17 protein-coding genes are annotated in these 25716 nt (G+C 68.0%); 10 read left to right on the top strand and 7 right to left on the bottom strand.

What is annotated here, in order from left to right; translation table 11 throughout:
• Positions 1-38: 38 nt before the first annotated feature.
• The 3 genes from IPG50_32210 to IPG50_32200 are packed head-to-tail and all read left to right on the top strand — an operon-like array spanning position 39 to position 5046.
• On the top strand, positions 39-2663 hold the full coding sequence (locus IPG50_32210; GenBank protein MBK6696820.1) for a 1-acyl-sn-glycerol-3-phosphate acyltransferase: 2625 nt from the start codon (positions 39-41) through the stop codon (positions 2661-2663).
• Positions 2660-4129 (top strand): penicillin-insensitive murein endopeptidase, encoded by a 1470-nt coding sequence (locus IPG50_32205; GenBank protein ID MBK6696819.1) that lies wholly within the window; start codon positions 2660-2662, stop codon positions 4127-4129. The genes IPG50_32210 and IPG50_32205 overlap by 4 nt, the downstream gene beginning before the upstream one ends.
• Positions 4126-5046: a site-specific DNA-methyltransferase gene (locus IPG50_32200; GenBank protein MBK6696818.1), complete on the top strand. Its 921-nt coding sequence runs from the start codon at positions 4126-4128 to the stop codon at positions 5044-5046. Before IPG50_32205 ends, IPG50_32200 begins: the two co-directional genes overlap by 4 nt.
• A gap of 53 nt (positions 5047-5099) precedes the next feature.
• On the opposite strand, the gene IPG50_32195 is transcribed toward IPG50_32200, so the two are convergent.
• A complete protein-coding gene (locus IPG50_32195) occupies positions 5100-5972 on the bottom strand; it encodes a helix-turn-helix domain-containing protein (GenBank protein MBK6696817.1) in 873 nt (290 codons plus the stop codon).
• Positions 5973-6568: 596 nt separating this feature from the next.
• Between IPG50_32195 and IPG50_32190 the strand changes: the two genes are divergently transcribed.
• The 3 genes from IPG50_32190 to IPG50_32180 all read left to right on the top strand — a co-directional run bounded on the left by IPG50_32190 (position 6569) and on the right by IPG50_32180 (position 12758).
• The gene (locus IPG50_32190; protein ID MBK6696816.1) at positions 6569-8974 is read left to right on the top strand and encodes a 3-hydroxyacyl-CoA dehydrogenase/enoyl-CoA hydratase family protein; all 2406 of its coding nucleotides are present in this window, start codon (positions 6569-6571) and stop codon (positions 8972-8974) included.
• A 10-nt stretch (positions 8975-8984) separates the two neighbouring features.
• Positions 8985-10145, top strand: a complete 1161-nt coding sequence (locus IPG50_32185; protein MBK6696815.1) for a thiolase family protein — start codon at positions 8985-8987, stop codon at positions 10143-10145.
• A gap of 270 nt (positions 10146-10415) precedes the next feature.
• The gene (locus tag IPG50_32180) at positions 10416-12758 is read left to right on the top strand and encodes a hypothetical protein (GenBank protein MBK6696814.1); all 2343 of its coding nucleotides are present in this window, start codon (positions 10416-10418) and stop codon (positions 12756-12758) included.
• A gap of 42 nt (positions 12759-12800) precedes the next feature.
• On the opposite strand, the gene IPG50_32175 is transcribed toward IPG50_32180, so the two are convergent.
• From IPG50_32175 to rsgA, 6 genes are all read right to left on the bottom strand, one after another.
• Positions 12801-13271 (bottom strand): hypothetical protein, encoded by a 471-nt coding sequence (locus IPG50_32175; protein ID MBK6696813.1) that lies wholly within the window; start codon positions 13269-13271, stop codon positions 12801-12803.
• Between the two features lie 120 nt (positions 13272-13391).
• Complete coding sequence (locus IPG50_32170; protein MBK6696812.1) at positions 13392-14669, bottom strand: 6-phosphofructokinase; 1278 nt, start codon at positions 14667-14669, stop codon at positions 13392-13394.
• Positions 14670-14710: 41 nt separating this feature from the next.
• On the bottom strand, positions 14711-16084 hold the full coding sequence (trmFO, locus tag IPG50_32165) for a methylenetetrahydrofolate--tRNA-(uracil(54)-C(5))-methyltransferase (FADH(2)-oxidizing) TrmFO (GenBank protein ID MBK6696811.1): 1374 nt from the start codon (positions 16082-16084) through the stop codon (positions 14711-14713).
• 19 nt (positions 16085-16103) lie between these two features.
• Positions 16104-18101 carry a bifunctional (p)ppGpp synthetase/guanosine-3',5'-bis(diphosphate) 3'-pyrophosphohydrolase gene (locus IPG50_32160; GenBank protein ID MBK6696810.1) on the bottom strand — a complete coding sequence of 666 codons (1998 nt, stop codon included), beginning with the start codon at positions 18099-18101 and terminating at the stop codon, positions 16104-16106.
• Positions 18102-18303: 202 nt separating this feature from the next.
• Positions 18304-18747 (bottom strand): hypothetical protein, encoded by a 444-nt coding sequence (locus IPG50_32155; GenBank protein MBK6696809.1) that lies wholly within the window; start codon positions 18745-18747, stop codon positions 18304-18306.
• A 60-nt stretch (positions 18748-18807) separates the two neighbouring features.
• Positions 18808-19869, bottom strand: a complete 1062-nt coding sequence (gene rsgA / locus IPG50_32150; GenBank protein ID MBK6696808.1) for a ribosome small subunit-dependent GTPase A — start codon at positions 19867-19869, stop codon at positions 18808-18810.
• 227 nt (positions 19870-20096) lie between these two features.
• Here rsgA and IPG50_32145 point away from each other — a divergent pair, with 227 nt between their 5' ends.
• From IPG50_32145 to IPG50_32130, 4 genes are all read left to right on the top strand, one after another.
• Entirely contained in the window at positions 20097-20525 is a 429-nt protein-coding gene (locus IPG50_32145) for a hypothetical protein (GenBank protein MBK6696807.1), read from the top strand.
• A gap of 56 nt (positions 20526-20581) precedes the next feature.
• A complete protein-coding gene (gene hemW / locus IPG50_32140; protein MBK6696806.1) occupies positions 20582-21760 on the top strand; it encodes a radical SAM family heme chaperone HemW in 1179 nt (392 codons plus the stop codon).
• Positions 21761-21825: 65 nt separating this feature from the next.
• Positions 21826-23433, top strand: coding sequence for an Ig-like domain-containing protein (locus tag IPG50_32135; GenBank protein MBK6696805.1), 1608 nt, complete (start codon positions 21826-21828; stop codon positions 23431-23433).
• Positions 23430-25709 carry a PKD domain-containing protein gene (locus tag IPG50_32130; protein MBK6696804.1) on the top strand — a complete coding sequence of 760 codons (2280 nt, stop codon included), beginning with the start codon at positions 23430-23432 and terminating at the stop codon, positions 25707-25709. The genes IPG50_32135 and IPG50_32130 overlap by 4 nt, the downstream gene beginning before the upstream one ends.
• Positions 25710-25716 lie beyond the last annotated feature (7 nt).

Here is a 25716-nt window from a genome sequence, read left to right as displayed (position 1 = left end):
ACGCTAGCGCAACAGCACTGTTTCGTCGCGACCTGCCGATGACGCGCCGCCTCGACCCCTACGAGCCCAACCCGCTGCTCGGTTGGCTCTACGATCGCTTCTTCGCGCACATCGAGGTCGACGAGGCGTGGGCCGCCAAGGTCCGCGAAGCCGACGCGCACGGCACGGTCATCTACGTCCTCCGGAGCGTCTCCTTCGTCGACTTCTTTGCCCTCGACCACCTCACCAAGCGGCTTCGGCTGCCGCGCGTTCGTTTCGCCAACGATCTAGGCCTCTGGCTCCTCGAGCCCATGGGCCGCGGGTGGCTGCAAGCGCTCGCTCCGAAAGACATGGGAGAGAACGTCGCGGACCTGAGACGCGCCGTCGCCGAGGGCGCGTCGGCAGTCCTTTTCCTCAAGAGGCCGCCGGGCGTCCTCGACGTCCAGCGTCGCGGCAAGAGCGAAGGCGACCCATTCCTGCGAGAGCTCTTCGCGCTCCAGCGCGAGAGCCGACGCCCGATCCTGCTCGTGCCGCAGGTCTTTGTTTGGTCGAAGTTCCCAGACCAAGACGAGCGCCGCCTCGAGGACGTTCTGCTCGGCTCCCGCGAGTGGCCCGGCCGTCTCCGCACGATGGGGCAATTCCTCGCCAACTACCGCCACGTCGCGCTCCGCGCCGGAGAGCCCGTCGATCTCGAGACGTTCCTCGCGCAGGAGGGCGCCGAGACCCCGAGCGACGACGTGCTCGTGAGGCGACTCGTGTACGTGCTGCTCCGGCGCCTCGAGCGGGAGCGTCGGTCGGTCCTTGGGCCCGGCAAGAAGTCCCGCGAGCGCGTGCGCGAGGAGGTCCTTCGCAGCCCCAAGCTTCAGAAGGTCATGAAGGACATGGCCGGCGAAGGGGCCCTGGAGCAGCGCGTCGTCGCGACGCGCGCGACGGACATCTTGCGCGAGCTCGAGGCCGACCTCGACATGACGACGGTCGCGGCCCTCGACGCCGCCTTCGACCAGACCTTCGCGCGCATGTTCACGGACATCGAATACGACAAGGTCGGCCTCGAGCGTCTCCGCGCGACGGCAAAAGACGCCGTCGTCGTGCTCTTGCCCAGTCACAAGTCGCACATCGACTACCTGGTCCTTTCCTACGTCCTTTACACGAATCACGTGCAGCTTCCCCTCATCGCCGCCGGGGACAACCTCAACTTCTTCCCCGTTGGCGCGATCCTTCGCAACGGGGGCGCCTTCTTCATAAGGCGCAGCTTCAAGGGCGATCGGCTCTACGGCGCCGTCGTCGACGCGTACATGCGGCGCCTCATCCTCGATGGCTGGTCCATCGAGTTCTTTCTCGAGGGCGGGCGCTCGCGCACCGGCAAGCTCCTCTCGCCGAAGCTGGGCCTCCTCAACATCGTCGTCGAAGCGGCGCTCGGAGCCGAGTCGAGGAAGGTGTACTTCGCACCGATTTCCATCGGCTACGAGCGCATGGTCGAGGAGGACGCCTTCGTGCGCGAGCTCTCGGGCGGCGAGAAGCGCAAGGAGGACGTCCGCGGCCTCCTCTCGAGCCTGGCGCTCCTCATCGGACGGTACGGCCGCATCAACGTTCAGTTCGGCGACCTTCTCACGCTCGACCAGGTAGCCCGCGAGATGGGCACGCCGCTACCGGCGGAGGCGGCGTCCCTCAGTCCGGCGCGGCGCCGCGCACTCGTGACGCGTCTCGCCTATCGCGTGATGAACGAGATCAACGACGTCACGGCGGTGACCCCCGGCAGCCTCGTCGCGGCCGCGATGTTGACGCACCCGTCGCGGGGCGTGTCCTACGACGAGCTCGCGGCGGCGTCGCGGCGGCTCGCGCTACTCCTGCACGGTCACGGCGCCCGTTTTTCTCCGACCCTCGAGCACCCGGCGAAGCACGGCGACATTCGCGAGGAGGCGATCCGTGAAGCCTGCGAGCTCTACGTCCGCGCGAAGCACGTGGACGTGCGGCTCCCGGGCAAGAAGGTCAAGGAGCGCGACTACGTCGCCGTCTCGCGGCAGAACACCGCGGCGATCTTCGTCGTCAAAGACGAAGGCCGCCTCTCGCTTGAGCTCGCCAAGAACGGCGTCGTGCACTTCCTCGTCTCCGAAGCCTTGATCACCTGGGCCCTTGGCGCCGTCGGCCGCGAGGCTCCGCCGACCGCCGTCGACGTCGTGCGCGAGCGCGTTCGATTCCTCTCGCGCCTCTTGAAGCACGAGTTTCAGTTCCGCGCGGACGCCAACTTCGACAAAATCTTTGACGACACGCTCGCTTCGATGGTTCGCGCCGGTGACCTCGCCGTCGCAGGCAACCTGATCGCGCCGGGCCCTGCCGATAGCCAAGCGCGGCTCTTGCTCTACGGCCGCATGATTCAGTCCTTCCTCGAGGGATACCGCCTCGCCGCGCGCGCCGTCGCGCTCGCCGAGCGGGGTGGCCAGAGCACAAAGGAGATTGGCCGTCGCGCGCTCACGCTCGGCGACAAAATGTTCCTCAAGGGCGAACTTGAGCTCCGCGAAGCCATCAGCCGACCGCTCGTGGAAAATGCTCTTGAGGCGTTCCTCGACCTTGGCTACCTGACCCGAGCTGACGGCAAGATCGCCCTCGCCGAGTCTTACCAAGCGCCGGAGGCGGCGCGTACCATCGAGGCCCGCATCGTCTCGTTCTTGAAGCCGGAGCCATGAGTTCGCGGAGGAGTCTTGTCATCGCGTTTGCCGCCGTCCTTGCCGCAACGCTCCGGGCGGCGCCGGCGCTCGCTCTGTGCTCCGCGGACGCCGAGTGCACGAGCGCACCGTTTCTCGTCTGCGATCCACTGGCCGGCTCGTGCGTCGAGTGCGTCGACGACGCCCCGTGCGGCGGCCGCGTCTGCGAGCGCTCGATGGCGCGGGCCGCGTACGGGCGCTGCGTCCAGTGCTCACCGGAGCGGAGCGCCGCATGTCGCAGCGCCGAGAGTGGCGCGCGTTGCCTCTCCGGCGGAAGCTGCGGCTGCGCCAGCGACGTCGACTGTCAGGGCATGGGCGCGCGCGTTTGCCGCGGCGGCGAGTGCGCGCCCGGCTGCCGCGCCGCGGGTGTCCCCTGCCCCAACGGGGCCGTCTGCGACGCGTCGGGCGCCGACATCGGCAACTGCGTCGCGGCGCCCCTGCAAACGACGACCGACGCCGCTGCACCGACCGCGACGGCCCCGCTGCCGCTCGCGCCAGGCGGCGGCTGCGCCCTCGGGTCGGTAGGCACGGCTCGCTCGCCCGCGACGGCTCCAGTCCTCACCTTTGGGGCGGTCCTTCTCGCCGCTGCCGCGCTTCGCTCCGGCCGGAGGCGGCGCTTGTCAGCGGGGCTTCTGCTGGCGTCGCTGCAAGCGGGCTGCAGTCACGCGCCGACGCCCCTTCGGCCCGGCCTCGCCGGGTCCGTCGGACTTCCGCACCGCGGCGTCCTCGTCGGAGGCGAACGCGTGGAGGAGTCGGCTCATCTGCGCTTCCTGCGCAAGAACGATCGCCGCTACGCGACCCCGCGGTTCGCCACCGTCCTCACGCGCGCCGCCGATCACGTGGCTCGCGCGCGGCCCGGCGCGGTGCTCGTCCTCGGCGATCTCTCGGCACCGACCGGCGGTGTTCTCTTGCCGCACCTCTCTCATCGGAGCGGCCGCGACGCGGACATCCTGCTCTACCTAACGACGCTCGACGGCGCGCCCGTCACCAGCCCTGGTTTCGTGCACGTACGCGAGGACGGCCTCGCGTGGGACGAGCGCGGCAAGCGCTTCTTGCGCTTCGACGTGGCCCGTCAATGGCTCTTGCTCCGCGCGTTGCTCTCGGACGACGAGGCGCGGGTGCAATTCGTCTTCGCCAGCCGGCGCGTTCGCGCGATGTTGCTCGACTGGGCCGTCGCGCGCGGCGAGCCCGACGAGCTCGTGTACCGCGCGCTCTCCGTGCTCGTGCAGCCCAGTCCCGGCGGCGAGCACGACGACCACTTTCACGTGCGCACGGCCTGCGACGCCGAAGAGGTCCTTCGTGGCTGCATCCCATCGGGCCCGGTTCGGGCCTGGCTCGCGCCGGCGACGCCCGGGGACTCGGCGTTGGAGGTCGCGAGCCTCGTCCAAGAGCTCGCGCGGCCTGCCTCCTGGGGCGCCGCGTCCAGCGCCGGGGCCAGCGAGCCGTGAAGAGGCGCAGAGAGGAGAACCGCGGCGACGCCAGCATTCGTCTCGTGGCGAGCGACTCGCTCGCAGTCCCTCAATTCTTGGCCGACGCGAGCGTCGCGCTCGCCTACCTCGACCCGCCCTTCGCTGTCGGCGTGGAGTTTCGCGCCCGCACGCAGCGAGGTGAGCTTCGCGCCGCCGGGAAATCAGCGGGCCCCGTCGCCTACGTCGACAAGTGGCCCACGCTCGACGCGTACCTCGCGTGGCTCGAAGAGCGCCTGCGGGCCGTCGCCTCGGTGCTCGCGCCGACGGGCACGGTGTGGCTTCACCTCGACGGGCGGGCGGTGCACGAGGCGAAGCGGGTGATGGACGTGGTCTTCGGCCGCGATGCCTTTCGTGGTGAGGTCATCTGGGTGCCGGGCAACGGCGTGAAGACGCGGCGCGGTCCCGGGCTGGGCCACCAGACGCTCCTCTGCTACGCGCCGAGCGACGCGTTCACCTGGAACGGCAAGGACCCCGCCCTTCGCGCCCCCTTCGCGAAGACGAGCCTCGCGATGCATTTCAAATCCGTCGATGGAGAGGGCCGCGCGTACCGCGAGCGCGTGGTCAACAAGCGCGCGTATCGCTACTACGCCGACGAGGGCCGCGCCATCGGCAGCGTGTGGACCGACTGCCCGTCGATGGTGGCGAACACGCCGCTTCGCGACGAGACCACGGGCTATCCGACGCAAAAGCCGCTCAAGCTGCTCGACCGCATCGTTCGCGCGTCGAGCCGCGAAGGTGAGCTCGTGCTCGACGGCTTCTGCGGTTCGGGCACCACGCTCGAAGCGGCGGCTCGCGCCGGGCGGCGCGCCATCGGCTTCGACTGCAGCCCCTTGGCCATCGCAACGACGAAGGCCCGCCTCGAAAAGGCGGGCCTCGGGTTCACGCTCGAGCCCTGAAGGACCTCGCGAACCGGTGCGCCGACTTCGCCGGCGCACCATCCAAGAGACCCTCAGGCGGCAGCTTCGCCGGAGCTCGAGGAGCCAGCCTTGGGCGGGATGCCCGAGGCGCGACGACGACCCTGGGCCGCTTCCGAGAACCATTGACGGTACGCGGCGGGGCTGATGCCGGAGCGACCGCGGAACGAGCGGTGGAAGAACCGAAGGTCTTCGAAGCCGACCCGCGTGGCCACGTCGGAGACGAGCATGTGCGGCTCCGTGAGGAGGAGGTGTGCCGCCTCGAGGAGTCGGCGGTGCAGGCGGTAGCGAATCGGCGTGATGCCGAAGCGGCGCGCGAAGGCGCGCGTGAAGGTCTCGGGGTGCATGTTGGCCATCTCGGCCAGCTGCGCCACGTAGAGGGGCGCGTGGGGGTTCTTGTCGATCTCGCGCTTCACGGCGAAGAGCTTGTCGGCGGGGATCGCGACGCCGTGACGCCCTGTCAGGGCCTGGAGGAGGTCGCGAAGCGCTTCGCCAGGCTCCGTCTCGCCATCGGCGCGGACGATCTCGCGAACCGCTTGAACGAACGCCTCGTCCTCGATGGCGCCATCGCCGAAGACGAAGTCGGCGATGCCGAGGGCTTCAAGGTCGCGGAGGCCGAAGGTCACCAGCACCCCGGCGGCGCCAGACGTGAAGTGCTCCTCGTTGTAGCGCTCGCCGGGGTTCAGCCCGACGATCGTGCCTTCCCGAATGAGGCGGGGCGAGGCGTCTCGGGCGCGCTGGACCATGCACTCGCCGCCAAGGCACACGAGGATCTCGTGCCAGGGGGCGATGATGTCCGCGCGACGGACGCTGCTGGAGTTCGAGAACTCGAGCCGTGAAAGGAGAAGCCCCCGAACTGGGTTACGGAGGGCCAGGCGGTGTTCGTGTCGGAAGGCTTCGCTTAGCATGCCTACCGTGTGTGCAGGCGGCGTGCCGCGACGGGTTTCGCCATCTTAGGCTGTTTTGTCCCTCTCGAATTGGGCAGAAGTGCGCGTAATGAGCTGCGCAATTTGTCCCCAGAGTGCGTGAGGCCCTGAAACCGCACAACTCTCACATGTGGGGGATTTCGACACCCCACCCCGGATCGCCAGCCGGGATCGATAACAGCCCGTTTAGCGCCAACGCGCCCGGCTGCACGACCTCCTCAGACTGACGTCGGCGACGTCGCAAGGGTCGGGCCGCACCCGCCACGTGGTGGGCACGCCCCCAACTATCGGATTTTATTAGCCGCAGTGCCGCGTAGGCGCGGCGCGCGTGTTTCAAGGCGGCTACACGTCGGATCACGCCACGGAAGATCCGAGCCGCGAGCCCCACGATCTGGCGGCACGTGGCGGCCCCGGCGACGCGGCTCGACGGCCGCCGAGAGCGTCGCTGTGCATGCTAAGCGTTGACGAATTCTGCTGACCCCGCGGGCGGTTGGCGCACCCTGCCGCGTCACGGCACCGAGCCACAAAAGCCCGCCCGCCTCTTGCCGCGGGAACAAAACGGCGCGAGATCCGCGCACATGAGTGACTCTCCCAAAGGTTCACCCCGCCCCGCCGGCCCCATCCACAAAGTGGGCGTCATCGGCGCCGGCGTCATGGGCGCCGGCATCGCCGCCCACCTCGCCAACGCAGGCCTCCGCGTCGTCCTCATCGACATCGTCCCGCCCAACCTGACGGACGCCGAGAAGACGGACAAGCGTGCGCGCAGCCGCTTCGCCGAGGGCGGCCTCGAGAAGGCCATCAAGAACAAGCCAGCGCTCTTCTTTCACAAGTCGTTCGCGCACCTCGTCTCCACGGGCAACACGGAAGACGACTTCGACAAGCTCGCTGACTGCGATCTCGTCATCGAGGCCATCATCGAGAAGCTCGAGCCGAAGCAGGCGCTCTTCGAGCGACTCGAGAAGACGCTGCCGCCCCACGCCGTCGTGGCGTCCAACACCTCCGGCCTTCGCATCGTCGACATGACGAAGGGTCGCTCCGAGTCCTTCCGGCAGCGCTTCCTCGTCATGCACTTCTTCAACCCCGTTCGCTACATGAAGCTCCTCGAGCTCGTGGCGGGGCCCGACTGCTCGGCCGAGACCAAGACGCGCATCGAGTCCTTCGGTCGCGAGGTCTTGGGCAAAGGCATCGTTTGGGGCAAGGACACGCCGAACTTCGTGGGCAACCGCATCGGCATCCAAGCCATGATGACGACCATCCACGAGATGCTCAAAGACGGCCTGGCGCCGGAAGACATCGACGCGATCACCGGCACGCCAATGGCGCACCCGAAGAGCGCGAGCTTCCGCACCGGCGATCTCGTCGGCCTCGACACCTTCGCCCACGTCGCCAAAAACTGCTTCGACGCGCTCCCCGACGACGAAGACCGCGCCGTCTTCGCGCTGCCGGCCTACATCCAAGCGATGGTCGAAAAGAAGCTCCTCGGCAACAAGACCAAGGGCGGCTTCTACAAGAAGGGCGCCAACAAGAGCATCGAGACCTTCGACCCGTACAAGCTCGAGTACCGCGCCAAGGGTGGCGACGAGAGCATCAAGAACACCTGCAAGGCCATCGCGAAGCTCGAGGATCCGAAGGAGCGACTCCAGAAGCTCGCCGCCGACACCGGCAAGGCCGGCACCTTCGCGTGGAAGATCGCGTCCAAGTCGATGGCCTACGCGGCCAGGCGCATCCCCGAGATCGCCGACTCGGTCGTCGCCATCGATGACGCGATGAAGTGGGGCTACAGCTGGGACCTCGGCCCCTTCGAATCTTGGGACGCGCTCGGCTTCGTGGCCACCTGCGAGCGCATGGAGAAAGACGGCATCGCCCTCCCCGAATGGATCAAGAAGATGCGCGCCACCGGCGCCACCTGCTTCTACAAGGACGATGGCTCCGTCTGGTCGCCGCTAAAGAACGAATACGAGAAGGTCACGCAAGACCCGCGCAACGCCACGCTCGCGCAGACGCGCAAGGGCGGCGCGCCGGTGCTCAAGAACGACGGCGCCGAAGCCTGGGACCTCGGCGATGGAGTCCTCGGCGTCACCTTCAAGACGAAGGCGAACAGCATCGACCCGGACACCATCCAGATGTTGCACGACGCCTCGGCGCGCGCCGAGCGCGACTTTCGCGGCATGGTCGTCTTCAACCAAGGCGAGTTCTTCTGCGTCGGCGCCAACCTGATGCTCGTCGTCATGGCCGCCGGCGGCGGCGCCTGGGATCAGATCCGCACGATGGTGAAGAACTACCAGTACGCCACGCAGCGCATGAAATACGCGCGCGTGCCCGTCGTCGCGGCTCCCTACAACATGACCCTCGGCGGCGGCCTCGAGCTCTGTTTCGGCTGCGACGCCGTTCAAGCCGCGGCCGAGACGTACTCGGGCCTCGTCGAAGTTGCCGTCGGCTTGATTCCCGGCGGGGCCGGCACCATGAACATGCTCTGGCGCGCCTTTGAAGGCGTGCCCGAAGGCATGCAGCTCGACTCGTACGCCGTTGTTACTCAAGTGTTCAAGAACATCGCCCTCGCCAAGGTCGCGACGAGCGCCGACGAAGCGAAGGCCTTCGGTTACTTCCGCAAGACCGACGGCGTCTCCTTCGACCGCGCGCGGCAGCTCGCGGAGGCGAAGGCCCGCGTCATCGGCATGGCCAACGCCGGCTACCACCCGCCGGCACCCAAGGCCTACACGCTGCCCGGTGACAGCGGCATCGCGACCCTCAAGATGATGGTCGGGACGCTCGTCGACGGCGGCCACGCGAGCCCGCACGACGCGAAGATCGCCGTCAAGCTCGCCGAGGTCCTGTGCGGAGGTCGCGGTGGCGCGGCCCGCGAGGTCACCGAAGACGAGATGCTCGAACTGGAGCGCGAGGCCTTCATCAGCCTCTGCGGCGAGGCGAAGAGCCAAGAGCGCATGCAATACATGCTCATGAACAACAAGCCGCTGCGTAACTAAGGAGCAGACCATGAACGAAATCGTGATCCTCGATGCGGTCCGCTCTGCCGTTGGCCGCGCCCACAAGGGCTCTCTCGCCTTCAAACGCCCCGACGAGCTCGCCGGCGACGTCATCCGCGGCCTGCTCGCGCGCTACCCCGCCATCAAACCGTCAGACGTCGAGGACGTGATCCTCGGTTGCGCGATGCCGGAAGGCGAACAGGGACTCAACATCGCGCGCGTGGCCGCGATGCTCGGCGGTTGCCCCGCCGAGACAAGCGCCATGACGATCAACCGCTTCTGCTCGAGCGGCCTTCAAGCCATCGCGCTCGCGGCTGGCGCTGTGGCCATGGGCACCAACGATCTCGTCATCGCTGGCGGCGTCGAATCGATGACCATGGTGCCGATGACAGGCAACAAGCTCTCCGCCTCGCCTGAGGCGATGGAGAAGGTTGCTGCCGTCTACACGCCCATGGGCATCACGGCGGAGAACGTCGCGAGCCGATTTGGCGTCTCACGCGAAGACCAAGACAAGTTTGCGCTCGCGAGCCAGAAGAAGGCCTCGGCGGCGCGAGAAGCGAAGAAGTTCGACGCGGAGATCATCCCCGTCATGTCCATTCGCTACGAAGGCAACGAGCAGAAGACCTTCGAGTTCAAGAGCGACGAGCTCGTGCGCCCTGACACCACGCTCGAAGGGCTCACGGCCCTCAAGCCGAGCTTCAAGGTCAATGGTTCGGTCACGCCCGGCAACGCGTCGCCGCTCTCCGACGGCGCCGCCGCCTGCCTCATCACGACGCGCAAGCGCGCCGAGGAGTTGGGCATCAAGCCGCTCGGCGTCTTCAAGGCCTTCGCCACCGCCGGCGTCGACCCGTCGATCATGGGCATCGGCCCGGTGCCCGCCGTGAGGAAGCTCCTCCAGAAGACCGGCCTCTCCATCAAGGACATCGACGTCATCGAGATGAACGAGGCCTTCGCAGCGCAGGCCGTCTATTGCCAGCGCGAGTTGGGCATCCCGGACGAGAAGCTCAACGTCAACGGCGGCGCGATCGCGCTCGGCCATCCCCTCGGCTGCACCGGCGCAAAACTCACCGCGTCGGCCCTCTACGAGCTCAAGCGCCGCGGCGGCAAACACGCCATCGTGACCATGTGCATCGGCGGCGGCATGGGCGCGGCGGGTCTCTTCTCCCTCTGAGGAGGAGCCCGTCTCCCTCGAGGGAGAGGTCAACGGCGGGCACGAGGCTTCGGTCTCGTGCCCGTTGTCGTTGCGGTCGGCGTTGCGGCGCTCGCGCCGCCCTTCCTTGGGCCCTTCAAGGGCGCCCTCCTCGGGGGCGCCACTGAGTCTTTGCTTCCCCAACTGGGACCTCATGAAGGGTGGTTTTCCGCAAATCGGAGCCCCAACGGGCTTGATCGAGCCCGCTTTTCGTAAAACGCACATCGGCACACCTCGTGCACGGCGGGGGCCATGCGCTCCTCCGCCGCCCTCCTCTTTCTTGCTCCCTTGATGGCCCTCGCCTGCTCGTCCACGAGCGATGGCGACGGCGACGAGTCGGCCCTCGAGACCGCCGCGCCGAAGCCGGTGTGCGTCGCCGACGCGACCTACCCGAACGCCGCCATGGCGCGCCTCTTCCCCGAAGACGGCGCCGGTCGCAAAGTTGGAAACTACACGTCGTGGCCCGACGTCGACCCGAGCGGGCGAGAGCCGGCCATCGCCGCCGATGTGATCGCCCCGCGGACGGACCCCGACGAGGCCCGCGCCAACCTCGCCTCGCGCTTCGGCGCGTGCGGCGACGACATGGCCAAGCACATGAAGACGGCCAAGCCGAACGTCTACATCTACTTCACCGGCTACGGTGATCCGGCTCAGAACAACTACATGGTCGATGAAGCGGCCGTGATGAAGTGGCTCAACGAGCGCGATCCGCGCGGCATCATCTTCTCGGTGAACTGGAACTGCGCGCGCTCCGGCGACGCGTTCTGCAGCGCCAACGCAAAGGCGCTGGCGCCGAAGCCCGGGACGCCCGAGTGGACGAGCTTCGACCGCGCCATGCGCGTCCTGGCCGGCGAAGGCGAAGCGCAAAAGACGATGGCGGGCATCGGGCAGGTGCTCGCGCAACAAGGTGGCGGCTACGACGCCGCCGTTTCGCACGCGATGCAGCTCGGCGTGAAGCTCGTCGACCAGCTCCTCGTTGCCGACAAGGGCCCGAGCGGCAAAGAGCTCCTCGGCAAGATCCACTTCCTCGGCTACTCGATGGGAGCTCACGCGGCCGCCGACATCCTCGTCCAGGACTTCACGCCCGACGCATCCGTTGGCTACAAGTGGAGCCGCGAGGGCGTCTGCGAAGACGGCGGCAACGTGTGCACGGTCGCCGGTCTCAAGAAGGTGAACTGGGCCCTCGGCCTCGGCACGCCCGGCTGGTCGGAGGCGCTCCGCGCGTACAACGCGAACCGCACCGATGACGGCTCGGCGAAGAGCGGAGGCCTCCTCAAGATCAAAGATCCCCGGTTCGGCGGCAAGCTCACGATCTTCAACCGACGCATGGACCCGACGTCGACGGCCGACGATACCTTCGAGCGCGGTTTCGCTGACATCTTGTTCGGCGACTACAACCACTACTCGCACGACTACAACCTGCCGATGTTCGTGCAACCGGGCTTCGTGAACGTGCTCGATCCGTTCCTCGAGTCGAAGGCGGCCAAAGACGTGACCGAGCTTGGCGTCTTCTACGACGCCGCGGGATTCATCGACTTCGACGATTGCAAGGAAGGGTCATGCGCGGCCCGGAACCACTACCTCGCGCATCAGACCAATCGAAGCCACGAGCGCATCACCCTCATGCAGACCGGCAAGGTCCAGACGACCGACGGCGTGGCGCGCGCCGATCGGCGCGAGAACCGCGGCGTCAGCTTCACGGCCAACGGCGCGGCGCCCGTGGTCATGCCCTCGATGGACCAAGAGGACCTGCGGGGCGGCGTCGAGCTCTACTACCGCCCGACGGCCTACGACCCCGGCGCGCCGGGCAAGAACTTCGGCCTCTTCTCCTACGGCGCATGCGCGGCGAACGCCCCCAGCGGCGAGCTGATGCCAGAAGCGTACGTCAGCGACAGCGGCGAGATCGTGTTCGGCATGAACTGGCTCGGCCAGCGTTACGAAGTCAAAGCGAACGCTCGCGGGAAGCTGAAGAAAGATCAGTACACGCACCTCGCCTTCACCTGGGAGCTTCCCGTCCTTGCGCTCACGACGCACGCGAAGACCGACGCCGAGCTTGGCGCGAAGGCGCCGAAGATGGCGGCCGACATCCAGAAGCACGGCGCTGCGCTCGTCTGGGCAAGCGGCCTCAGGAAGCCGCTCGCCACGACCTTCTCGCGACAAGAGGGCAAGGGCACGCTGCGCATCTTCGCCAACGGCAAGCTGGCAGCGGAAGCAGCGCTCGGCACCGACGACTCGCGGCGCGACTGCCTCTCGATGGCCGACGTCCTCACGGACAACGGCTACGAGACCGGCAACGATGGCAAGTACCCGGCCTACCTGCCTTACGCGAACGTCACCCGGTCGAGCGAGAGCGACACAGTCGAGGTGAACGGCCAGCCCATCGGCACGCGCTGCAAGGCCTACAAGGTTCGCAACGTCCCGGTCGTGTTCGGCTGCGCCCGCGGCGCTGGCGTCAACGCCGGCGGCGACATGGACGAGCTCCTCCTCGTCTACGGCAAGGGGCGTCAGTCCTACGACAACGTCGGCGAGGGCGGAAAGCCCAAGAACTGGCCCATCGGCGTCAACTACGACGCGACGGCGTTCCGCGCGAAGTGAGCGAACGTGACCGGGCTTCGACCGGCGTGCGCCTGCGCTTGCCTAAAGCGCGACGCCGGTCGTCACGGTTGTTTGCGGCTCGGTGTACACGATGCACACGGCCCTTTGACCTCGCACCACGTTGACGCTGCCGGTGCTCATGCCTTGGTACGTGCCGTAGGAAGCGCCGCCGCCGCGGTGGACCGTCCCGTAGCTCTGACCCGTCACCGATTGGACGCGTTCCGTGGGCTCGCCCACCATGAGCGCATCGCAACCGACGCCGGCCGCCCGCGCGCGGACCTTGGCGAGCATCTCCGGGGTCCCGCCGCTCGTGGGCGAACGTTGTTCGATCTCAAAGAGGCCCACCTCCACGAAGGCGCGCGAGGGGCGCGTCGCCATAAGAAGCTCGACCGACTCGGGGCTCCTCGGCGCAAGGGCACGCGGCGGCGCGTTGAGCGGCGTGTATTCGAGCGAGTGCCCGCAGGCGGCGGAAGCGAGGGCGAGGGCGAGGACGAAGGCGGCTCGGTGAATCATCGCGGCGCCGTCAGCAACGAGCGTGCCGGAGGACTCGCGCGAAACGCCCGGGGCGTCGTCCTCCAGTGTAATCGCTGGGTCACGCGCTCCGTGAACCGAGGCTGACGGCCGCCGCTCGCTTCACTCCTCGTTGCGACGCCCCGGGTTCCAATCACGCACCGGATCGACACGCGTTTCCAAAAAGCGCGCGAGCCGGTGGAAGTCGCTGCCACCCTCGATGAAGCGAACCTCCGTGGTGAGCGACCCTTCGTGCACCAGGTCGTGAAACGGCACGTAGTGGAGCCGCAACTGGCCGCTGCAGCTCACCATGTGCCCGTCGAGGTCTTCCTCCACCAGCGCCCGGTACGCCCCGATGCCCAACTGGCTGCCCAACATGACGTCGAAGGCGTGGGGCGGTGCGCATCGCGACTCGTACCCGAGCTGCACCCCGGTGAGCTTCTTCTTCCGCCCTGTTCGGCCCTCGTAGCGTTCGCCGACGAGGCGAGCCACGAGTTTGCCGAGGTCGACCTTTCCGAGCGAGAGGTGGCCGTGTTCGTCACGTGACGCGCCAGCCAGGGCGCCCTCCGGCAAGAGCTCAGAGAGCCCCTCGGCGAGCACCACGGTCCCGTAGTGCTTGTCGTACTTGGTCTCGCGCACCAAGATCACGTCCACGATGCGATCGGCGAGCTTGACGAGGTCGAGCTTGCCGTCGCTCAAGAGCTCCTGCGCCGCGTCCTCCGTCGCGATGACGAGGTTGGCTTCCCCGGCGATGGCCACGCCGTAGCTGAGCCAGCCCGCCTTCCGACCCATGGTCTCGACGATGTAGTAGCCGCTCGTCGCCAACGCGTCGGCGCGGAGGTTTTGGAGCTCCTTCGCCATCACGTCGACGGCCGTGAAGAAGCCGAAGGTGAAGTCGATGCCGCGGTAGTCGTTGTCGATGGTCTTCGGCAGGTGAATCACGCGGACGCGGCGCGCGCCTTGGGGGAGCGTCTTCTGGTACCGATAGAGGAGGTTCGCGGTGCGCAGCGTGTCGTCGCCGCCGATGGAGACGAGCGCGTCGATCTCCATGTCGACGAGGGCGCTGTAGACGTTGCGGAGGCGCGTCGTCTTCTCTTCGTCCTCGAGGTCCTCCGGCTTCTCGATGCCCTTGCCGGGATTGGCGCGCGACGTTCCGATGAGAATGCCTCGCGTGTTGCGGAGACCACGCGTGTCGCGCTCCGTTAGGATGCGGTAGTGGCGGTCGGGCAAGAGGCGGTGCGTGAGCGGGTGATAGTCCTGAAGGTTCGAGTAACCGTGGAAGAAGCCGACGACCTCCTTGTTCTCCTCCAGGAACGAGACGGCGGCCGCCCCGATGACGGCATTCGCCGCCGGTGCCGGCCCGCCGGCGAACACAATTCCGACGCGCTTGATGTCTGCCATGGTGCTGCTTTCGGTCTCCGTGAGGTTCGTGACGCGCACCGTCACGACGAACTGGTAACGGGCTCGGCGCTCGGGGCGCCCATCAAGGGCGCCGCCGAGAGCCATCGCCCCAGGTCGAGGAGGGCCCGCTCGGCGAGCGCCGCGTAGCGATCCTTCTTCTTCAGGCGCCGGTTCTCGTGGGGCGGCAAACACGCCCAGGTGATGTTCGACGGCTGATACTTCGGCTGCTTTCGCATGAGATGCGTGCGAATGCCGCCGAGCGCTGTCGTGGGCGGGGGCCCGACCACCTCGTGGCCCAAGAGCGACTGAGCCAGCATCACGGCGCACAAGAAGCCGCCGGCGGCGCTCTCCACGTAGCCCTCGACGCCGGTGATTTGCCCCGCGAGGTACACGTGCGGACTCGCCCTGAGCTGCATCCGCTCGTCGAGGTGCGCCGGCGCGTCGACGAACGTGTTTCGGTGCACCGTCCCGTAGCGGAGGATCTCGCACTCTTCGAGGCCCGGAATCATCCGAAAGACGCGCGCCTGCTCGCCGTAGGTCATGCGCGTTTGGAAGCCCACCAAGTTGTAGGCCGTCGCCGCCGCGTCCTCGGCGCGAAGTTGAACCACGGCAAAGGGCCAGCGGCCGGTCTTGGGGTCCGTGAGGCCCGCCGGCTTCATGGGGCCGAACGCCAGCGTCATCTCACCGCGGTCGGCCATGATCTCGACGGGCAGACACCCCTCGAAGTAACGCACGTCTTCGAAGGCACGAGGCTCGACCTTGTCGGCGCCGCGGAGCGCGGCCACGAAGGCGCGGTATTCGGCCTCCGTCATGGGGCAGTTCACGTACGCGTCGTCACCGCCCTGCCCCTCTCCGTCGCCCTTGCCCCAGCGCGATTGGCGAAAGACCTTCGCTTCGTCGATCGAGTCGGCGCTGACGATGGGCGCGATGGCGTCGTAATACGCGAGCGCGTCTTGGCCCACGCGAGCGGCGAGGTCGGCGGCGAGCTCATCGCCCGTCAACGGCCCCGTCGCGAGGATCACGGGACTCTCGCTCGTGGCCTCGGGAATACGCAGAACGACGCGATGCTCAACGGTGATGCGCGGGTGCGCGGCGAGCGCTTGTGTCACCTCGCGAGAGAACCCCTCGCGATCGACGGCCAGGGCGCCTCCCGCGGGAACCTTGGTGCGCTCGGCGGAGCGAAGGATGAGCGAGCCGCTGCGACGCAGCTCTTCCTTCAAGAGCCCGACGGCGTTGACGAGGGCGGCGCCGCGCAGCGAGTTGGAGCACACGAGCTCGCAGAGCGCATCGCCGGTCTGCGCCGGCGTCCTCCGGTGAGGCTTCTGCTCGAGCAAGAGCACGTCGATGCCACGCTCCGCCAGCTGAAACGCCGCCTCGCAGCCCGCGAGACCGCCGCCCACGACCGTGACCCTCATGGGGTCCCCCAGCCGACGCTCATTGGCGCTCGACGGCGACGACGCCCTCGACCTTGCCGAGCGCTTTCATCACGGCCTTGAGGCCGCTCAAATCGGAGCATTGGAACGTGAAGACGTTGACGGCCGTGCCGTCGTCGTTGGCACGACAGTTCGCTTCGCTGATGTTGATGCCCTGCTGGCTGAAGGTGTGACCCACAGTGGCCAAGATGCCGGGCCGGTTGGCCGTCGTCACCCGAATCTGAACTGTGCGGCTGACCTTCGCCTTAGCGTCCCAGGCGATCTCCACCCGCCGCGCCGGGTCAGTGTCGAACGCTTTGGAGCAACCACGCCGGTGGATGGTGATGCCGCGACCGCGCGTGATGAACCCCAAGATGTCGTCGCCGGGTAGCGGATTGCAGCAGCGTGCGTAGCGGACGAGCACGTCGTCCATGCCGTTGATCTTGATGCCGCCGTCGTCGCCCTTGACCTTGCGAACGAAGCCCTCGATGCGGCCTTCGCGGAGTGAATCCGGCGGCGGCGCCTCGCCCTCGCTGCTCTTGGGCACGAGAACCTCGATGATCTCCGTCGGCTTGATCTTTCCGTAGCCGATGCCGATGAACATCTCTTCGACGTTTTGTACCTTGAGCTCGCCGAAGACCTTACGGAGCTCGCCGTCGTTCTTGAGCAACTTGTTGACGCTGAGGCTCGCCTTGTGAAACTCGCGCTCCAAGAGCTCGCGGCCGAGGCGCAGCGACTTCTCGCGCTCCGCGGCCCTCAGGTAGTTGCGGATTTTGGCGCGCGCGCGCGTGGTGACGACGAAGTCGAGCCAGTCCTTCGACGGGTGCTGATTGGTCTGCGTGATCACGTCGACGACGTCGCCGTTTCGCAGCTTGTACCGGATCGGCTCCATCTTGCCGTTGATGCGGGCGCCGGTGACGCGGTCGCCGAGCTGCGAGTGGATCGCGTAGCCGAAGTCGATGGGCGTGGCGCCGCGCGGGAAGACGCGAACGTCACCCTTGGGCGTGAAGACGTAGACCTCGTCGTCCTGAAAGAGGTCGACCTTGACGCCCTCTAGAAATTCCGCCGGGTCCTTGAGCTCCTTCTGCCACTCCATGAGCTGCCGCAGCCAGCCGAACTTCTTCTGGTCCGCCTCGGCGACGCCGCCGCCGCGCTCCTTGTATTTCCAGTGCGCCGCGATGCCGCGCTCGGCCACCCGGTGCATCTCGTGGGTGCGGATCTGGATCTCGATGCGCTCGCGGCCGGGGCCGATCACTGTGGTGTGCAGCGACTGGTACATGTTTGGCTTTGGCAGCGCGATGTAGTCTTTGAAGCGGCCGGGCACCGGGGTCCACTTGGACTGCTCGGCGAGGCGAGAGGCCAAGGTCTTCGAGACATCGGCGATGTACTTGTCGCGCTCACGCTTCGTCTTCGTGAGCGCGGCGGCCAGCTCCTCAAAGGCGTCGGACTCGAGGTAACGGAACGAGAGGTCTTCGAGCTCGCTCTTGAACTGCTGGATGCCCAGCCGGTTCGCCAGCGGCGCGTAGATCTCCATCGTCTCGCGGGCGATGCGCTCCTGCGCTTCGGGCTTCATGTGCTGAAGCGTTCGCATGTTGTCGACGCGATCGCAGAGCTTGACCAGCAGCACGCGAATGTCTTTCGACATCGCCACGACCATCTTGCGGAAGTTCTCCGCCTGCCGGTCTTCTTTGGAGGTGAACTCGATCTTCGACAGCTTGGTGACGCCGTCGACGAGCTCGGAGATCTCGCTGCCAAACTCGCGCTCGATGTCCTTGGTGGTCGCGAGCGTGTCCTCCACGACGTCGTGCAAGAGGCCGGCGCAGACGCTCGCCGCGTCGAGGCGGAGCTCGGTGATGATGCCCGCGACGTTCGTTGGATGAACGAAGTAGGGGTCCCCGCTCTTTCGCGTCTGGCCGAGGTGCGCGCGGTAGCTGTAGTCGTAGGCGCGCCGAACGAGCTGTTCGTCGACGAGCGGCTGGTACGCGCGAACGCGCTGAATGAGGTCCTCGGCTTGAAGCATTCGGGCGAAAGGCTCGCGGGCGACCTCACTCTGGGGGCGTCGGCGAAAGGCAGGCGAACGAGCCTAAAAATCTAGCATCCTGCACCGCCTCGTCGCAACTGACCGGCGGAGAGACTTGAGGCGCCCGAAAGACTCGCAAGGCACTCGGAAGCGCTCGGAGGCGCTCAGGCGCGTGAGAGCGAGCCGCTTGGGCGGCGGGCGCTCAGCCAGGAGGTGCGTCGAGGCCTGCATCATCCGGGGCGCCGGCGTCGGTCTCGGGGCAAATGGCCCCAGCGACGATCGGCTGGGGCGACAGGCCCGGCGGGGCGCAGCCGTTTAGGGCGCCCCCCGCGCAAAGGCAGAAGCGCGCCTGGGTGCACGAGGCGGCCTGCGCCTCGGTGAAACACGAGCCAACGGCGCCGCAGCCCGCCGCCATGGGGAAGAAGCACCGCGGCGCCCGCGGTGGGCAATCGACGTCGCTGGCGCACGTCACGACGGCGTCGACGGTCTGGGCGTCGACGGCACCGACGGGCCCGGGCGTCGCCGGCTCGTCGGCGTCATCGAACTGCGAGTCGCTGGCGGGAGCCTTGAGCTTGTCGTCGGAGCACGCGTAGAGCAGTCCGAGCGCAGCGACGCCGACGATTTGGGCAACGAGGCAAGCTTTCATGGCGGCGCGATTGTAGCTCTAGAGCGACTGCAAGTCGGTCTGATTCATGAACGACAACGTTCAGCGGCGGCCTTTGTCGCGCAGACGAGCCCGAAGCGCGCGCGCCGCCACACGTCCCACGGCTCTTTCCTCGTGGCCCGGCCGCGGAGGCGCCACCAGCTCGCCCTTGAGCTTCGCGTAACCGCCGTAGCGATCCGCCTCGAGCGTTCCCAGGGCCAGCGCCGCGAGGATGGCGCAGCCGGGCTCCGCCTGGTGTTGGCAATCGGCGAAGCGGCACTCCGCGGCCAGCGACTCGACGTCCGCGAAGGTCTCTTCAACGCCTCGCTCCGCCTCGAAGAGGCCCAGCTCCCTCATGCCGGGCGTGTCGATGAGGGCGCCGCCGCTCGGCAACCGGACGAGCTCGCGCCGCACCGTCGTGTGGCGCCCCTTTCCGTCGCCTCGGATGGCTCCAACGGCGAGCAGCTCGTGCCCCGCGAGCTCGTTGGCCAAGGTCGACTTCCCCACGCCCGACGAACCCAGCATCGCGACCGTCGTCCCATCTTTGGCGATGGACCGCAGCTCCGAGATCCCCACGCCCGAGACGACGCTCGACCAAACGACGCGCGTGCCCGGCGCGGCGCGCAGAACGAGCGCTTCGGCGGCCGCGGCATCGGGCACAAGATCCGCCTTGGTGACGACGAGGACCGGTTCGGCGCCGCCGTCACGCACGACGGTGAGGTATCGTTCGATGCGGCGAACGCTCAGATCATGCGCTGCCGACGTGACGATGAAAACGACGTCAACGTTGGCCACCAGGATCTGTGCCCGCTCGCTCTGCGGCCGCTTGCGGCGAAGGCGCGTGCGCCGCGGCAAGACCGCGCGCAGCGTGACGGCCCCTCCCGACGCCTCGCAGACAACCCAATCGCCGACGACGGGTTTGTCTTCGCCGCGCGCCTCAAGGGTGCGCCGCAGGCTGCGCGGCGCCTGAGCAAGTTGCTCACCGTCGACCGTGAGGACCGTGAAGCCGCCTCGATGCTCGCTCGCGATGCGGGCCGCCTGCGCCGGCAACGGCCCCTCCCAGTGGGCCACGGCAAAGGCCTCGTATTCCTCGCTCCAGCCGGCGGATGACGGGACGACAATCAAGAGGGCCGTGTGTCTGCGAGGCGACGCGCGGACGCGAGCGCGCGAACGACTTCAAGGAGGGTAAACAGCGAAGCGCGCATCGGCGGCCCATCATACACAGCGACCCGCCGGCGCGGCCCAAGCGAACGAGCGACGACGGCCGCCATGAACGAGCGTTCACGGAGCCGTCGCTCCGCGCCAGAATAGGGCGCCGACTGGGTGGCGTGGCGCTTGCGTACGACGGGCCCATGCCTCGCCTGCCCATGAGCTCCGCTCGCCTCGCTTCTTGCGTCACCTCTTGGGTCTTTCTCGCCGTTGCGCTCGTGGGGTGCTCCGCTGCCGATGACGCGATCGACACCGCCGCGGCCCCAAAGGTCACCACGTTGGCCGGCACCTGGCGCACCGACGGGGTCGCCGAGGAGCGCCCCGCGCACGTGACGGTCGAACAGCGGGGCCTGTCGGCGCGACTCTCGCTCGTGCTCGAGGGGCACCCTTGCGCCGAACGCTCGGTGCTCGAGGCGGAGATCTCGACGGAGGGCCTCACGACGTCGGCCGACGTGGCCGGCATGCACTTTCAGGTGACCGGTGAGCCAGGCCTCGCGGAAATCCTCGGAAACTTCCGCGCGCTCCAAGGCGGTCCCTGCCGCGATCAAGCGGGTCGCTTCTCCTTGCGCTGAAGCGCCGTCCGGCGCTGGCCGTCACGGGCGCTCTGCACTTCGGGTAACCTCGGCCCGTGCGCGGCTCCGTCTACGTCCACTTCCCCTACTGCCTGGCGAAGTGTCCGTATTGCGATTTCGTCAGCTACAAGGCCGCGCCCGCGGCCATCGACCACGAGGGCTATGCGGACGCCGTGCTCCGCGAGCTCGAGGCGCGCCGTGCGCCATTCTTGGCTGCCCTCGCGGCGAAGGGCGGCGAGCCGCGCATCGGCAGCATCTTCTTCGGCGGCGGAACACCGAGCCTCTGGGAGCCGCGCTCTCTCGGTCGCGTGCTCGCCGCGCTCCGTCGGACGCTGCCCGCGACCGGCGACGTCGAGGTCACCGTCGAGTGCAATCCCACCTCGCTGGACGAGGCGCGCGCACGCATGCTCCAAGGCGAGGGGGTCAATCGCCTATCCATCGGGACGCAATCGCTCGACGCTGACGAGCTGCGGTTCTTGGGGCGACTTCACGACCCCGACGGGGCGCTCCGCGCCATCGAGGGCGCGCTTCGCGTCGCTGACCTTCGCGTCTCCGCCGACTTGATCTTCGGCCTTCACGGTCAGCCCGCCGATGCGGCGCCAAAACAAGCCGCGCGTCTCTGCGAGCTGGGCCTCTCGCACGTGAGCGCGTACCAGCTAACGATTGAAGCAGGGACGCAGTTCGGCGAGCTGGCGCGGCGCGGGCGTTTGCCGCTCGCGGACGACGGGCGCGTCGCCGAAGCGTTCTTGGCCCTCGACGAAGCCATGACGGCGCGCGGCTTCCGGCACTACGAGATCTCGAACTACGCGCGGCCGGGACAAGAGGCGCGGCACAACCTCGGCTACTGGCGCGGCGAACCGTACCTCGGCCTCGGCTGCGCGGCCTTCGGCGCCTACGGTGGCGCGCGACGGCGCAACCCCACCGATCCGGCGCGCTACGTCGCTTTCACGCGCGAGCTTGCGGACGCGGGCGCGAGCGCCGACGACGAGCTGGTCGAGCCCCTCGACGGCGCGACGTTGCTGCGGGAGCGCATCATGTTGGGCCTGCGGCTCGAGTGCGGCTTTGACCTCGAGGAAGCGGCGAACGCCGTCGGCGAGGTCGCGTGGACCGACGAACGACGGCGCGCGGCGGACTGGCTCGCGGCCCGTGAGCGCCTCAATGTGCGGGGCAACCACCTCGCCATCCCGCGCCACGCTTGGCTCTTCGCCGACGACACGGCGGCGCGGCTCTTTTGAGCCTCGTGGGGGTCCACGACCGCCGAGCCGTTTGACGACCCGCGTGCGCTCGGGAAAAAGGGACCATGCAGAAGCACCTGTGGGCCCTCGCTTTGGTCATGGCTTGCGGGGACTCGTCGGCCACGCCGGAAGAGCCCTCGGCCGCGACGGACGCGGGACCGAGGCCTGCGCAAGCTGACAATGACGCCGGCCCGGCCGCGCCGAGCGACGCGAGCGCGACCGACGCGACCGCAGCCCCCAGCTACCCGGCGCCTGGCGCGTGGCCCAAGAACAAGGGCCCCGGCGGGCCGAGCGAAGCCTTCACCGCCGACAAGCTCTACGAGAAGTGCGCGTACCTCGACGGCGCCTCCGGCGACACCTTCGATCACCACAACTTGGTCACCATGCTGGACGGCTACCTCGTGATGCCGTGGGCCCCCGAGTGGGGCGGCGGCGGCATCAGCTTCTTCGACGTCTCGAAGCCGTGCGCGCCTACACGCGTCGGCGCCGGCGAATCCGGTGAGATGCGCGAGAGCCACTCCATTGGCTTTTCGCATCGCGGTGGACGCTACGCCGTCGTGGACGGTATCGGCGGAACGCTCGTCGCAACGAAGGGAGGCATCCAGTTCTGGGACGTGAGCGACGTGACCGCGCCCAAGGCCATCAAGCTCATGGAGCTGCCGGGCTTTCTCTACCCCGACGCGTACGCGCGCGTGACGCTCAGCGTCTTCTGGCAAGACCCCTACGTATTCGTCGGCGGCGCCGACAACGGGCTCTTCGTCGTCGACGCGACCGACCCGAAGAACCCGACGCTCGTCAATCAAACCAAGTTCACGCCCACGATGCGCGTCGGACAGGTGCAGGCCATCGGAAACCTCCTCGTCGTCACCACCGCCGAGTCGCCACGCACCGTGCTCCTCGACATCTCGAACCCCAAGGCGCCCCAGCCCATCGCGGGAGGCGATTTCTTGGCGCGCGAGGCCGCCGACGGCGCGCCGCGCGAGGCGTACTTTTCGAACTTCGCCAACGGCTACGTCTTCTACGCGCGCAAGGAGGCTGCCGGTGGTCTCATCGTCTACGACGTACGAAATCCCGCGGCCCCGCTCTTCGCGGGCGTGAAGCCATCGGACGGCAACGGAGGTTACGTCTTCGTGAAGGACAACCTCGCCTTCGTCGGCGAGTCGAGCTTCGCCGCCATTTACGACGTGTCGAACCTCTCGGCCATCACCGAGGTCAAGCGCCTCACGCTAACCGGCGACCTCGACACCATGACCCCCATCGGCAACGTCGTCGTCTTGAGCGTCGACGACAAGGCCGACCCAAACAAGGGTTCGGCCATCGCGCCGTACCAAACGGACGTCGACACCAAGGCGCCGACCGTCACCTGGGCGTGGCCCAGCGACGGGGCGAAGGGTCTCCCACGAACCTCACGACTCGGGTTCACCACGAGCGAGCCCGTCGACTCGGCGAGCGCGTGGGAAGGCTCGGTTCGCCTGATGAAGGTGACGGCCACCGGCAAGGAGAGGGTTCCGGGGACCGTCTCGGCGCAGGAGAACATCGTGAACTTCTCGCCGCTCAACCAGCTCGACGCGTCGTCCACCTATGTCCTCGATGTGCCCGTCGGCGGCCTCGCGGATTTCAACGGCAACGCCATCACGCAACCCTTCTCCCTCACCTTCACCACCGGCCAATGAAGCCGCGGTCCACCTTCGCCATGCCGGGCGTCTTGGGCGGCATCTTGGGAGGCATCGGGACCGTCTTGCTGGCCGGTTGCACCACGGGCGAAGTCGCAAGCGTCACGCCCCCGGCGCTTGGGATCCCCTCGCCGGCCGCGCCACTCGCCCGCGACGCGAGCGCGCCTGTGGACGCGACAGGCGACGCGGCCGTCCTCGCGGCTCGACCGGGCGCCTCGCGCTACGCGCTCGTCGGCGAAGCGGTCGTTCTCGACGCCAGCGCATCCAGCGGTGCGACGACCTTCGATTGGGACTTTGGCGACGGACGGCGAAGCGGGCCGTCGCCCTCGCCGACCGCGAGCGTCAGCTACGGTACGCCCGGCCGCTACACGGTCGTGCTCACCGCGCGCGACTACGGTGGCGCCACGCGCACCGGCTCGCTGGTCCTCAGCGTCACGACGCCCGCCACGTTCTCGCGCTCGGAGAGCGCCACCCTCGTGTCGTTGCCCGACAAGGGCCTGGTCGCTGTCGTAAGCGAGGATGCGAACGAGGTCGTCTTCTTCGGCGACCGCACGCGAGGCCTCGCCGAGGTTACGCGGATCGCGGTAGGCCCGAAGCCCCGCACAGTCACACGCTTCAACGGCCTTCTCGCGGTCCCGTGCCAGGACGATGACTCGGTCGCGTTCGTGCCCGAAGATGGCAGTGGCGCGCCGGTTAAGGTGGCGCTGCCGTTTGGCGCAAGGCCCTACGGTGCCGCCGCTATCGGCGACGAGCTCTTCGTGACGCTGACGGCCACGGGGCGGGTGGCGCGGATCCGCTACGCGACGGGTGCCCCCACGGTTGTCGACACGTTCGCCGTCGCAGCCGATGCGAGGGCCATCGCCGCGCTCCCCGGCGGACGCCTCGCCGTAACGTCGTGGCGCTCGCCCGAGGCGGGCGGCGTCGTCACGCTCGTATCGAACCTCGACACCACGCCGACAACGGAGACGGTGGCGCTCGCCAAAGACACGCAGCTCGCGTCGGACACGGAGATTGGAGGAATCCCTAGCTACCTTGGCCACGTCGCTGTCTCGCCGACGGGAAGCGAGCTCGCGTTGCCGTCGTTGCAGGCGAACGTCATCGACGGCGTCCTTCGAAGTGGCCGTGATCTCACCTTCGAGACGACGCTCCGGGCCATCACGTCCTTCGTTGACCTCGGTGCGAAAGCCGAGGTCTTTAGTCGCCGCAAGCAGTTCGACAACCGTGGCCTGGCCTCGGCAGCCACCTACTCGAGCCGCGGCGACTTTCTCTATGTGGTCATGCCCGGCAACGGCACCGTCGAACGACTCGACGTCCTCACGGAGGTCCCGTCGGGCAACATTTCCCAACTCGGCTACGCCGCCGACGGTGTTGCTCTCTCGAGCGACGACCAGACGCTCTACGTCAACGTGCCCCTGTCTCGCGAGCTCCTCGTCTTCGACACATCCGCCTTCGACACGCCAGCGGCACCCGTCGCGCGCCTGGCGCTCGTCAAGGCGGAGCCGCTCCCGGCCGACGTGCTCCGCGGCAAGCAGCTCTTCAACGACGCCGCCGACGCGCGCCTATCGAAGGACGGCTACATCGCGTGCGCGCACTGTCACTTGGAAGGCGACTCGGATCGCCGCGTCTGGGACTTCACGGGCCGCGGCGAAGGGCTCAGGAACACGACGTCGCTCTTGGGACGAGCCGGCCTCGGAGACGGCCCCCTGCACTGGAGCGCGAACTTCGACGAGGTGCAGGACTTCGAGCACGACATCCGCGAGGCCTTTGGGGGCAAGGGCCTCATGGCCGATGCCGACTTCCTCCAGGGCACACGCAATACCAAGCTCGGCGACAAGAAGGCCGGCGTGTCGACCGAACTCGACGCGCTGGCGGCTTACGTGACGTCACTCTCCGCCGTTCCGCGAAGTCCATCGCGTCCCGGCGCCGGCCAGCTGACCACCGCGGCAGCGCGCGGCGAGGCTGTCTTCGCGAGCGCGGGCTGCGACGGGTGCCACGCAGGGCCGCGGATGACCGACAGCGGCTGGTTTTCGCCGGGCGCGCCTAGGCTGCACGACGTGGGCACCTTGGCGGCCGGCTCGGGTCAGCGCCTCGGCGGGCCGCTCTTGGGCCTCGACACACCGACCTTGCGCGGCGTCTTCGCGACCCCGCCGTACCTTCACGACGGCTCGGCAGCCACCTTGGACGACGTCCTCCTGCGGCTCGGCACGCAGCACACGTCACGCTCCCTCACCGCCAATGAGCGGGCCGACCTGACCGAGTACCTCCTCAGCCTGTAAGCTCCGC

The sequence above is a fragment of the Myxococcales bacterium genome (assembly GCA_016703425.1).
Taxonomy (GTDB): Bacteria; Myxococcota_A; Polyangia; order Polyangiales; family Polyangiaceae; genus JADJCA01.
Note: the sequence above shows the minus strand (reverse complement) of the source record. Positions and strands in the feature narration are given on the sequence as shown.